A 12,210-nucleotide genomic window follows, 5' to 3' on the forward strand; every position below is an offset into this window, starting at 1 on the left:
CAATTTACCTACCTGATCTTTACCATCTACACGTAATTTCACTTATTTTGATTTTTTGTAATTAAAAATACTGTACTCATTTACTTGTATAGTTATTTATATTGCTATTTTTTAATAATATCTATTTATAGAGTGAATATTTATAAATTAAACGATTTAACTGATAAAGTTAGTGAATAATTTACCGATATTAATTCTCATAAAGTGACAGTTTTATCGGTGAGGAATCTATGTCTTTGAAGGATATGAAAATTAGCGCAAAATTATCCATTGCGTTCGCTTTCTTTATTTTACTTATATTAGTGAGTTCGGCGTTTTCTTTCGTCAGCTTGAACAAAGCCAACAACGGTATTCAAACAATCATCTATAAAGATTATCCAATGACTGTTAGAGCTAATCAGCTAATGGATAATTTTTATTCTTATATTGGCATACAGGAGTTGATACTTCTGGATGATCGAGATAGCGATAGGCGTCGAAATGAACTAAAAAAAATTAGTTCAAACGTCGCCCAGCTTTTGAAGGAATTAGATGAAAACGCAATGGATGAGCCCTCTAAAGAGGGGCTAATTCAGATCCGTGATGTTCGTCAGCGCTTTCTACAATCTCAGGCCCGCTTAAATGAATTCTTAAATAATAACAATCGCAGTGCTGCTATTGATGAGATGATGAATAATACGTCAGCTATTCAACGTGAGTACCGTGAAAGAGTTCAAAACTTCATCGAAGTTCAGAATAGACGCATGCAAGCAGCTGCTGGGGTTGTAGAGAGTAATTATAATTTTAATAAATGGTTATTAGCGACTCTTGTGATTATTAGCATTGCAACAGGCTGTGGTATGGGCTGGTTTATTGCACAATCGATCACACGCCCATTGAGCCAAGCCGTTGGTTTTGCTCAAGCGATAGCATCGGGAGACCTAACACAACATGTTGCAGCCAGATATCGCGATGAAACAGGTATACTATTACAAGCGTTAGTTGAAATGAAAACACGCTTACTTGAGATAGTTAGAGAAGTTCAACATGGCTCCGAGAGTATTTCAGCTGCCGCAGGCCAAATTGTGGCAGGAAACCAAAACCTAGCGGCAAGAACAGAAGAGCAGGCGACATCCGTAGAAGAAACAGCGAGTTCTATGGAGCAAATTACATCCACGGTACAAAATACCGCTGATCATACCCATCAAGCGACGCAGCTTGCGGCAGATACTGCTGTTGCTGTAACCAAAAATGGGCGAATGATGAATCAAGTGACAGAAAAAATGCGGGTTATTCATTCTTCATCAAGCCAGATGACAGATATCATTAATCTCATTGATTCGATTGCATTCCAAACCAATATTCTTGCTTTAAACGCTTCTGTTGAAGCCGCAAGGGCTGGTGAGCATGGGCGTGGTTTTGCCGTTGTTGCAGGTGAAGTGAGATTATTAGCGCAAAAAAGTGCGAATTCAGCGAATGATATTCGAGGCCTTATTGAAAATTCTCTCGCTCAGACGAAGGAAGGCATGGAATTAGTTGAACATGTTGAATCTCAAATTAATGACATGGTTAAAAATGTCGATGAAATCGATCAACGTTTGCAAGAAATAGGCCAAGCAAGCCATGAGCAAAGTTCGGGGATCTTGCAAATCAATAGTGCAGTTGGGCAGCTTGATGCGACAACGCAGCAAAATGCGAGTTTAGTGGAAGAATCCGTTGCCGCAGCGGCGTCACTTAATGAACAAGCATTGCACCTTAAACAATTGGTGAACTATTTCCGTATCGACTTTGCAAATAGATAACATTATTAAATCAAAATAATGGTGTTATTGATGATGTCATTGAAATAGGTTGGTGATGATATAAAGCCAGTGTGTATTGACTGGCTTTATATTTTGCAATGTCACTCGATTATGGCGCGATTTTCTCGGGTTCAACAGGAACGATATTTTCAGAAGGGTAGCAACCAAGAACTTTAATAGAACGTGTAATGGCTGATAACTCTTTTAATGCCTGTTGCATATTCCCAGAACGTAGGTTGGCATGCACATCTATATAAAACATCTCTTCCCAAGGTTTGCCATTGATAGGACGAGACTCGAGCTTACTCATGATAATCTTATTATTTTTTAAGATGATAAGTGCATCAACAAGGGCACCTGCTTGTTGGCCTGTTGTGATAAGTAATGTGGTTTTTGCAGGTACTTGCTCTGTAACTTCAATGGATTGTTGAGCAACGACAATAAAACGCGTCATGTTAATTTGCTGATTAGCTAAATTATGCTCGAGAACCTGTAAACCATACAAGGCACCACCCGCTTCGCTGCCGAGTGCTGCAACATGCGGTGAGTTTTGTTGGGCGACATTTTGCATCGCGGTTGAAGTGCTATCACAGTATTCAATTTTCCAATGTGGGAACTGAGCTAAATATTGACTGCATTGTTGGAATGGCTGCGGATGACTATAAACCGTTTCTATTTTACTGAGATCAGTGCCCCCAACGGTAAGCAGGCAGTGATTGATGGGGAGACGAATTTCACCCACAATCGATAATGTGGTGTTTTGCAATAGATCATACACATCATTGATTGCACCTGAGCTAGTATTCTCTATTGGTAAAATACCATAATCGGCTTGGCCACTTTCAACGAGAGAGAAAATATCTTGGAATTTATGGCAACTACACTCAACCAATTGGTCAAAATGACGAGCTGAATATTGGCGTGCAGCAATATGAGAATATGAACCTTTAGGGCCTAAAAATGCGAAACGCGCAGAGTCATTGGGTGTTAAGTTTAAATATTGCTGCAAGATGGCTTGCTGCGTAAGTACGGAATCTTCAATGATCATTTGAAAGAGACGTGTCACATAAAAACCATCTAACCCTAGTGGTTTAGCTTTATTAATCAACACATCTAATAATTGACGTTCACGTTCTTTATCCCGTATTGGGCGGTTATCTTCTAATTTTGTCTGTGCAACTTCAACGGCATATCCACGCCTTTTGGCTAGGAGTTCGAGAAGTTCGCTGTCCAATTGGCTAATTTTTTTTCGTATCTTCAGTAAATTAGTGCTGTTATCCATCCTACCCGCCCTATAAAACATCGCTGAAACAAAAAAGCCCCCTAATTTAGGGGGCTTGCAAATCTTGTCATCTTTTCTTTCTCAAACGACAAAAGCCCCTAATAGGAGTGGCTAAAGCTAAAGAAAGAAAAGAAAACAAAATTCATATGCATAATAATATCACCATTGTTTGTCTAGTCTTTAAATAGACCTGATACAAGAGCAGATGTCAACAAAAAAGAAGCTGTTCAACTAAAAACGCGCCTATGGTAGGCGCGTTGGCAAGGTTTCAAGATAAGTTTGTAGATAATATAAAATTATAACGTAACGAGGTTCGCTTCTTTTACACTATTGCTGGCTCTTCTTGATTCTCCTTTATGTTGCACTTTATTAAGTTGTCTTTCGAGTTTGTTAATCAATTCATTTATGGCAACGTACATATCTTCATGTTTTGCACTAGCAACGAGTTTTCCTGTGGCTGTTTTAATATTGGCATCTACCATAAAACCTTGTGGTTCTTTTGATAAGACAACATGAGGACTAATTAAATTGACTTGCCATTTTTCAAGTTTAGTCAGACGGCTTTCAATGTGATCTCGGATAGCTGGGGTAATATCCATTTGTTTGCTAGTTATGTTCACTATCATATAGTTACCTCTCATTGTTTCCGCCTTTGATGTATTCAGAATACTGACTATTTATCTAAAAAACTTGACATAGATCACACTTGAAGAATGCAGTTACACTTCGTGATCTGAACTGTGATTCAGGATAAAAAAGAAAGGGAAAGGGATTGCCAAGTTAAGGTTCTTGGGCGAAACTGAAATAGTTGACTATCAATACGGTTAATAGTCGGTACTCTTTTTGGGTTAAAATTCGCAATTGGCGTAAAATGCGAAAAATACTCTGGAAAATCAACAGAACCGAATTTATTTCGGGATGAACCTATCTTTATCACGCCATACTGGAATAAAAAAAACAGCAGCCGAGGCTGCCGTTTTCAATCGTTACTGACTAGCGTTAGTTTGCATTGGCGGCGAGTAAGCTATTAACTTTATTAGCTTCGACATCTAACCCCATCTGCTTATAAGCTATTTCCATATATTTTAGTGCTTTATAGGTAGCTTCAGTATCTGGGTAATCCCTTAACATTTGTTGCGCACGATTGACAACCGCGACATAAGCCCCGCGTTTGTTGTAGTATTCAATGACAGAAAGGTCAAACCTTGCTAAGCGATCTTTTAAATAAACAAGACGTTTACTAGCATCGTTAGCATAGAGGCTGTTAGGATAATAGCGAACTAACTGACTAAAATCTTTGAAGGCAACACGTGCATGTTGAGGATCTCTGTCTGAACGGTCGATACCAAAGAAACCTTGCAGTGCACTGTCATCAAGTGCCATTGCCGTTAACCCGCGCATATAAAGAACATAGTCAATATTTGGGTGAGTTGGGTTTAAACGCATAAAACGGTCAATTGCTGCTATCGCCATTGGTAGCTCAGCTGATTTATAATAAGCATAAATCAGATCTAATTGCACCTGTTGTGCGTAAGGGCCAAATGGATAACGGTTATCCAATGCTTCCAGTTGTTTGATGGCTGCTTTGTAGTTACCATCCTGCAACTTTTGCTGACCAATACTGTACATTTCAGCCGGAGTGCTATCAGGGCTGACTTCATTATTGCTGGAGCATCCGGTGAGTACCAGGCTCAACGTGGCAGCAGCCACCAGATATTTTATACGTATCATCACGTGTTGGTTATCCTCTGAGTGTTTCGAGGGAGACTATCCGTAAGGCTCCCGGCAAAATTCGAGTTACAATAGCATACATTTTAAATAAAACGGCACTGCCGTCAAAACACAAACACTAAAAAAGTAGATTAATTTATGGCTCAACAAGTACAACTTAATGCAACTGTTGCTGAATCACAGCTCGGTCAACGTTTAGATCAGGCTTTAGCGGAATTGTTCCCTGATTATTCGCGTTCACGTATAAAAGAGTGGATTTTAGATGATAGAGTGCAGGTTAATGGGAAAGTTATCAATAAGCCAAAGGAAAAAGTTTTAGGCGGAGAAGAAATTTTAGTTGATGCATTAATTGAAGAGGACAATCGTTGGGAGCCACAAGATATTCCTCTTGATATCGTTTATGAAGACGATGATATTCTCGTGATTAATAAGCCTCGTGGATTAGTTGTACACCCTGGCGCAGGAAATCCAGATGGCACGATATTAAATGCCTTATTGTATCGTTACCCTGAGATTGCCGATGTGCCACGAGCAGGTATTGTGCATCGCCTAGATAAAGACACAACAGGGCTGATGGTTGTGGCAAAAACAGTTCCTGCACAAACTCGTTTAGTTGAGTCGTTACAATTACGTGAAATTACACGTGAATATGAAGCGGTTGCGGTTGGCAGAATGACGGCTGGCGGCATGGTGGAAGAGCCTATCTCACGGCATCCGACTAAACGCACACATATGGCTGTTCATCCAATGGGAAAACCCGCATTGACACACTATAGGGTTATGGAGCACTTTAGGGCTCATACACGTTTGCGTCTACGCTTAGAAACCGGTAGAACACACCAAATTCGTGTCCATATGGCACATATCAATCATCCTCTTATTGGTGATCCTCTGTATGGTGGGCGTCCACGTCCGTTAAAAGGGGCGAGTGAAGCATTTTTTGAGGTGATGCGTAAATTTGACCGTCAAGCGCTGCATGCCACGATGCTTCGGTTGTATCACCCAATTTCTGGTATTCAAATGGAGTGGCATGCGCCTCTGCCAGATGATATGGTTGAGCTTATTGAAGCCTTAAAAGCAGACTATCAACTGCACAAAGACGATATGGATTGGTAATGAACTCATTGATTTTTCCTGACTGGCCACAACCTAAAAAGGTCTCATGCTGTAGCACCACACGTATTGGTGGGGTCAGCTCATCTCCATTTGATAGCCTAAATTTGGGTGATCATGTTGGTGATGAGCCAATGGCCGTCAGTGAAAATCGTTACCGCCTTCAGGCATTAGCAGGGTTGCCACAACAGCCGTTATGGCTCGAACAAGTCCATGGTACAAAAGTATTATGCTTAGATGGCAGCGACATTGAAAATAAACAAGCTGATGCCGTTTACACTCATCAAACGGGCGTTGTTTGTGCCATCATGACGGCAGATTGTCTGCCGGTTCTCTTTTGTAGTCAGGATGGACAAGAAGTTGCCGCTGCTCATGCCGGATGGCGTGGGTTATGCGATGGTGTTCTTGAAAATACAGTTGCTCAGTTTTCGTGCCCCAAAAATCAAATTATGGCTTGGCTGGGCCCTGCAATTGGCCCCAGCAAATTTGAAGTCGGGCCAGAGGTCAGAGACGCTTTTATCAAGCAGTCAACTGAGCTGGCCGCAGGTTTTGCTATTCATGGCGACAAATTTTTAGCGGATATCTATTTATTGGCACGTAAAAAGTTGCAAGCCGTTGGCGTAACTTCAATTTATGGTGGGGAGTTTTGTACCGTGAGTGACAAAAACAGATTTTACTCCTACCGTCGTGAGGGAAAAACGGGGCGCATGGCCTCATTAATATGGGTAAATAACTAGTGTTTAGTGAGTTATTCTGAATTAACCCATATGGATGAAATAATTCATTTATAAACTTGAATAAATAAAAATAGACCTCATCTATTCTCCAGAAGCAATTTTAATCTCATTTTTAGTGGAGGTGTTATGCGTCTGGATCGTTTAACTAATAAATTCCAGCAAGCTCTCGCTGACGCCCAGTCATTAGCCCTTGGGCGCGAAAACCAGTTTATTGAACCTATTCATTTATTAAGTGCACTGTTTAATCAAGAAGGTGGCTCTGTACGACCTCTTTTGACAACGGTGGGTGTCAATGTCGGGCAGTTGCAACAAAAAATTGAAGAAGCGCTTTCGCGTTTACCGCAAGTGCAAGGGGTTGCCGGTGATGTGCAGCCTTCAAGTGATTTGATCCGTCATTTAAATTTATGTGATCAATTAGCACAAAAAAATGGCGATGAATTTATCTCCTCTGAATTATTTCTTCTTGCAGCTTTAGAAGCGAATACATCACTTGCGGATATGCTTAAAGCAGCCGGTGTCAATAAAGCGAATTTAAATAAGGCAATAGAACAAATGCGTGGTGGCGAAAAAGTGAATGACCAAGGTGCTGAAGACCAGCGCCAAGCGTTAAAGAAATTTACTGTTGACCTGACAGAGCGTGCGGAACAAGGCAAGTTAGACCCAGTGATTGGTCGTGATGAAGAAATTCGCCGTACTATTCAGGTATTACAGCGTCGTACAAAGAACAACCCTGTGCTGATTGGTGAGCCTGGCGTTGGTAAAACCGCGATCGTTGAAGGATTAGCGCAACGTATTGTGAATGGTGAAGTGCCTGAAGGTCTGAAAAACAAGCGTGTTTTATCCTTAGATATGGGAGCCTTAATCGCAGGTGCTAAATACCGTGGTGAGTTTGAAGAGCGTTTAAAAGGCGTACTGAGTGACCTTGCTAAGCAAGAAGGTAATGTCATTCTGTTTATTGATGAATTGCATACCATGGTTGGTGCGGGTAAAGCGGACGGTGCCATGGATGCGGGGAACATGTTGAAACCTGCATTAGCACGCGGTGAATTGCACTGTGTGGGGGCAACAACACTTGATGAGTATCGTCAATATATAGAAAAAGATCCGGCTTTAGAACGTCGATTCCAAAAAGTGTATGTTGCAGAGCCAAGCGTTGAAGACACAATCGCGATTTTACGTGGTCTGAAAGAGCGCTATGAGTTGCATCACCATGTGCAGATTACGGACCCTGCAATCGTCGCAGCGGCAACGTTATCTCATCGCTATATTACGGATCGTATGTTACCGGATAAAGCGATTGACTTAATTGATGAAGCTGGTGCGAGTTTGCGTATGCAAATGGACTCGAAACCTGAATCGCTTGACCGTTTAGAGCGCCGTATCATTCAGCTCAAATTGGAACAGCAAGCCCTGAAAAAAGAGTCCGATGACGCGAGTAAGAAACGTCTTGATATGCTCGAAGAAGAGTTAGCGGAAAAAGAGCGTGAATATTCTTCATTAGAAGAAGAATGGAAAGCAGAGAAAGCGTCATTAACAGGTACACAGCATATAAAAGCCGAGTTAGAGAACGCACGCTACGAAATGGAGAAAGCACGTCGTAGTGGTGACCTCGGAAAAATGTCTGAACTGCAATATGGCCGTATTCCTGAGTTGGAAAAACAGTTAGATGCAGCGACTAAAGCAGAAAATAAGAGTATGAAACTTCTGCGAAATAAAGTGACTGATGTCGAAATCGCTGAAATTCTAGCTCGTTGGACTGGTATACCTGTTTCTCGTATGTTGGAAAGCGAAAGAGAAAAACTATTACGTATGGAACAGCAATTACACCAGCGCGTAATAGGCCAGGATGAAGCGGTAGTTGCGGTATCGAACGCTATTCGTCGTAGCCGTGCAGGTTTGTCAGACCCTAATCGCCCAATAGGTTCATTTATGTTCTTGGGGCCAACTGGGGTTGGTAAAACGGAATTATGTAAAGCACTGGCAAACTTTATGTTTGATAGTGATGATGCGATGGTTCGTATCGATATGTCCGAGTTTATGGAAAAACATGCCGTTTCACGTTTAGTGGGGGCTCCTCCAGGATATGTGGGGTATGAAGAAGGTGGTTATCTAACTGAAGCCGTTAGACGTCGCCCTTATTCTGTTATTCTCTTGGATGAAGTCGAAAAAGCACACCCAGATGTCTTTAATATTTTATTACAGGTATTGGATGATGGGCGCTTAACGGATGGCCAAGGTCGTACGGTCGACTTCCGTAATACCGTTATTATTATGACATCAAACCTCGGTTCTGATTTAATTCAAGAACGTTTTGGTACTATCGGTTATTCAGAAATGAAAGATATGGTTATGGAGGTTGTAGCACATAGCTTTAGACCTGAATTTATTAACCGTATCGATGAAGTGGTCGTGTTCCATCCATTAGGTAAAGAACATATTACAAACATTGCGAATATCCAGCTTGGTCGTTTATATAAACGTCTTGAAGAACACGGCTATGAAGTTACCGCATCATCTGCGGCATTGGAAAAAATTGGTGAAGCAGGGTTTGACCCAATCTTTGGTGCTCGTCCATTGAAAAGAGCAATCCAACAAGAGATTGAAAACCCTCTAGCGCAAGAAATATTGTCAGGTAAATTGATCCCAGGTAAACCAATAGTCTTAGATGTGGAGAATGATGAGATAGTCGCTAAACAGTAACTATTCGCTTTTCAATTAGGTAATAGAATCCAAGGCGGCCTTAGGGTCGCCTTTTTATCACCTTTTTTCATGAAAAGAGGCCCTTTTTGCTATAAAAATGCACCAAAAGTGTAAAAAACAATCAGTCGTCAAATTTTTTTAAAAAAAGACTTGCTAGAATTTTCTGACTCCCTATAATGCGCCTCCACTGACCGACGATGAGCCAACACAGAATGTGATGGCAAGCCCAAAAGGCTAACGACGGCAGACGAGAGAATCTGAAAAGATAAGCGAAAAAAAGCTTGACTCTCGATGAGGAAAGCGTAATATACGCCACCTCGCGACAACGACCTAAACGGTTAATATCGAAAGATAAAGTCGCAACGCTCTTTAACAATTTATCAGACAATCTGTGTGGGCACTCACAGGACACTATCAAAAAAATATTTGATTTTAAGTCTTGAAGAGTGACTAACACGTTAATTCATATATGAACTAACAATGTGCAATTCGATTGTGGAAGGATAACGCGAAGGCGAGTGAGCATTTCCGAGACAGTACTGAGGTACGGCGAGGAAAGCGGAGCGAAGCCGACAAGGTTAGCCGAACAGAAGCGAATTGATAAACAGTTTAATTCTTTGAGCATCAGACTACTTTTAATTGAAGAGTTTGATCATGGCTCAGATTGAACGCTGGCGGCAGGCCTAACACATGCAAGTCGAGCGGTAACAGGGGAAGCTTGCTTCTCGCTGACGAGCGGCGGACGGGTGAGTAATGTATGGGGATCTGCCCGATAGAGGGGGATAACTACTGGAAACGGTGGCTAATACCGCATAATCTCTAAGGAGCAAAGCAGGGGACCTTCGGGCCTTGCGCTATCGGATGAACCCATATGGGATTAGCTAGTAGGTGGGGTAATGGCTCACCTAGGCGACGATCCCTAGCTGGTCTGAGAGGATGATCAGCCACACTGGGACTGAGACACGGCCCAGACTCCTACGGGAGGCAGCAGTGGGGAATATTGCACAATGGGCGCAAGCCTGATGCAGCCATGCCGCGTGTATGAAGAAGGCCCTAGGGTTGTAAAGTACTTTCAGTCGGGAGGAAGGCGTTGATGCTAATATCATCAACGATTGACGTTACCGACAGAAGAAGCACCGGCTAACTCCGTGCCAGCAGCCGCGGTAATACGGAGGGTGCAAGCGTTAATCGGAATTACTGGGCGTAAAGCGCACGCAGGCGGTTGATTAAGTTAGATGTGAAATCCCCGGGCTTAACCTGGGAATGGCATCTAAGACTGGTCAGCTAGAGTCTTGTAGAGGGGGGTAGAATTCCATGTGTAGCGGTGAAATGCGTAGAGATGTGGAGGAATACCGGTGGCGAAGGCGGCCCCCTGGACAAAGACTGACGCTCAGGTGCGAAAGCGTGGGGAGCAAACAGGATTAGATACCCTGGTAGTCCACGCTGTAAACGATGTCGATTTGGAGGTTGTGCCCTTGAGGCGTGGCTTCCGGAGCTAACGCGTTAAATCGACCGCCTGGGGAGTACGGCCGCAAGGTTAAAACTCAAATGAATTGACGGGGGCCCGCACAAGCGGTGGAGCATGTGGTTTAATTCGATGCAACGCGAAGAACCTTACCTACTCTTGACATCCAGAGAATTTAGCAGAGATGCTTTAGTGCCTTCGGGAACTCTGAGACAGGTGCTGCATGGCTGTCGTCAGCTCGTGTTGTGAAATGTTGGGTTAAGTCCCGCAACGAGCGCAACCCTTATCCTTTGTTGCCAGCGATTCGGTCGGGAACTCAAAGGAGACTGCCGGTGATAAACCGGAGGAAGGTGGGGATGACGTCAAGTCATCATGGCCCTTACGAGTAGGGCTACACACGTGCTACAATGGCGTATACAAAGAGAAGCGACCTCGCGAGAGCAAGCGGAACTCATAAAGTACGTCGTAGTCCGGATTGGAGTCTGCAACTCGACTCCATGAAGTCGGAATCGCTAGTAATCGTAGATCAGAATGCTACGGTGAATACGTTCCCGGGCCTTGTACACACCGCCCGTCACACCATGGGAGTGGGTTGCAAAAGAAGTAGGTAGCTTAACCTTCGGGAGGGCGCTTACCACTTTGTGATCCATGACTGGGGTGAAGTCGTAACAAGGTAACCGTAGGGGAACCTGCGGTTGGATCACCTCCTTACCATTGAAGTGTTCTTGTGAAGTGTTCACACAGATTGTCTGATGAAATAGAGTCAACGGTATCAATAGGCTTGTAGCTCAGGTGGTTAGAGCGCACCCCTGATAAGGGTGAGGTCGGTGGTTCAAGTCCACTCAGGCCTACCACTTTTTGCTTATGCTGCGTTGTAGCTTAGCTCGTTTACCCGCGTAAACGTCGCCAAGACTACGCCTTGCCTAAGAAAAAAGACCTTCCGAAGACGCGAACCGCGTAAAGAAGAAGATAATTGGTACTGTCAAACCTGTTATGGGGCTATAGCTCAGCTGGGAGAGCGCCTGCCTTGCACGCAGGAGGTCAGCGGTTCGATCCCGCTTAGCTCCACCATAATACTTTTGAATTATTCAGAATAGATTAGTTATAGTCTATTGCGAATAATTATGCTCTTTAACAATCTGGAACAAGCTGAAAATTGAAACAACGCACATTGTTTATCGCTTAAACAATGTGAGAGTCTCTCAAAAATCTCAACGCGAATGCTGTTTTGTCATGATGGCAACTGTAATGAGCGAGCAGTGTGAAATTCAAGGCGGACAGCGCACAGCAAGCGCAGCGTACATTGGTACGTGAGCATTGCGAGCACTGCCCAACGCAGAAGTTCACCACGCGCAGCCATTACCGGTCAGAACGACACGAAAAGACACCTTCGGGTTGTGA

The 12,210-nt window shown here is 43.1% G+C and carries 7 protein-coding genes, 2 tRNA genes, 1 rRNA gene and 1 other annotated feature; of the genes, 7 read left to right on the forward strand and 3 right to left on the reverse strand.

The annotated features are described in order from the left end of the window. Window positions 1–230: 230 nt before the first annotated feature. Window positions 231–1,781: a methyl-accepting chemotaxis protein gene (locus tag M1F03_RS05040; RefSeq protein WP_163860774.1), complete on the forward strand. Its 1,551-nt coding sequence runs from the start codon at window positions 231–233 to the stop codon at window positions 1,779–1,781. Window positions 1,782–1,890: 109 nt separating this feature from the next. Here M1F03_RS05040 and pheA read toward each other — a convergent pair whose 3' ends face one another. The 3 genes from pheA to bamD form a co-directional block, all read right to left on the reverse strand. Beyond that, window positions 1,891–3,063 carry a bifunctional chorismate mutase/prephenate dehydratase gene (gene pheA, locus M1F03_RS05045; protein ID WP_167520911.1) on the reverse strand — a complete coding sequence of 391 codons (1,173 nt, stop codon included), beginning with the start codon at window positions 3,061–3,063 and terminating at the stop codon, window positions 1,891–1,893. A gap of 27 nt (window positions 3,064–3,090) precedes the next feature. After that, window positions 3,091–3,219: a sequence feature (Phe leader region), on the reverse strand. A gap of 140 nt (window positions 3,220–3,359) precedes the next feature. Further along, a complete protein-coding gene (gene raiA / locus M1F03_RS05050; RefSeq protein ID WP_154624347.1) occupies window positions 3,360–3,689 on the reverse strand; it encodes a ribosome-associated translation inhibitor RaiA in 330 nt (109 codons plus the stop codon). A gap of 373 nt (window positions 3,690–4,062) precedes the next feature. Beyond that, on the reverse strand, window positions 4,063–4,794 hold the full coding sequence (gene bamD, locus M1F03_RS05055; protein ID WP_154624350.1) for an outer membrane protein assembly factor BamD: 732 nt from the start codon (window positions 4,792–4,794) through the stop codon (window positions 4,063–4,065). Between the two features lie 138 nt (window positions 4,795–4,932). Here bamD and rluD point away from each other — a divergent pair, with 138 nt between their 5' ends. From rluD to M1F03_RS05085, 6 genes are all read left to right on the forward strand, one after another. Continuing rightward, window positions 4,933–5,910: a 23S rRNA pseudouridine(1911/1915/1917) synthase RluD gene (gene rluD, locus M1F03_RS05060; protein ID WP_154624346.1), complete on the forward strand. Its 978-nt coding sequence runs from the start codon at window positions 4,933–4,935 to the stop codon at window positions 5,908–5,910. Continuing rightward, window positions 5,910–6,644 (forward strand): purine nucleoside phosphorylase YfiH, encoded by a 735-nt coding sequence (gene yfiH, locus M1F03_RS05065; protein WP_251463684.1) that lies wholly within the window; start codon window positions 5,910–5,912, stop codon window positions 6,642–6,644. Before rluD ends, yfiH begins: the two co-directional genes overlap by 1 nt. Window positions 6,645–6,770: 126 nt before the next feature. Continuing rightward, window positions 6,771–9,344 carry an ATP-dependent chaperone ClpB gene (gene clpB, locus M1F03_RS05070; protein ID WP_154624344.1) on the forward strand — a complete coding sequence of 858 codons (2,574 nt, stop codon included), beginning with the start codon at window positions 6,771–6,773 and terminating at the stop codon, window positions 9,342–9,344. A 636-nt stretch (window positions 9,345–9,980) separates the two neighbouring features. Beyond that, window positions 9,981–11,520, forward strand: a 16S ribosomal RNA gene (locus M1F03_RS05075). 66 nt (window positions 11,521–11,586) lie between these two features. After that, window positions 11,587–11,663, forward strand: a tRNA-Ile gene (locus tag M1F03_RS05080). Between the two features lie 141 nt (window positions 11,664–11,804). Next, window positions 11,805–11,880 (forward strand) — tRNA-Ala (locus tag M1F03_RS05085). Window positions 11,881–12,210: the final 330 nt, after the last annotated feature.

The organism is Providencia sp. PROV080, from assembly GCF_033688105.1.
Taxonomy (GTDB): domain Bacteria; phylum Pseudomonadota; class Gammaproteobacteria; order Enterobacterales; family Enterobacteriaceae; genus Providencia; species Providencia zhejiangensis.

Bases quoted from the DNA above. Each gene is read 5' to 3' on its own strand.
- M1F03_RS05040 (WP_163860774.1), top strand. From the start codon at position 231: ATGTCTTTGAAGGATATGAAAATTAGCGCAAAATTATCCATTGCGTTC.
- pheA (WP_167520911.1), bottom strand. From the start codon at position 3,063: ATGGATAACAGCACTAATTTACTGAAGATACGAAAAAAAATTAGCCAA.
- raiA (WP_154624347.1), bottom strand. From the start codon at position 3,689: ATGATAGTGAACATAACTAGCAAACAAATGGATATTACCCCAGCTATC.
- bamD (WP_154624350.1), bottom strand. From the start codon at position 4,794: ATGATACGTATAAAATATCTGGTGGCTGCTGCCACGTTGAGCCTGGTA.
- rluD (WP_154624346.1), top strand. From the start codon at position 4,933: ATGGCTCAACAAGTACAACTTAATGCAACTGTTGCTGAATCACAGCTC.
- yfiH (WP_251463684.1), top strand. From the start codon at position 5,910: ATGAACTCATTGATTTTTCCTGACTGGCCACAACCTAAAAAGGTCTCA.
- clpB (WP_154624344.1), top strand. From the start codon at position 6,771: ATGCGTCTGGATCGTTTAACTAATAAATTCCAGCAAGCTCTCGCTGAC.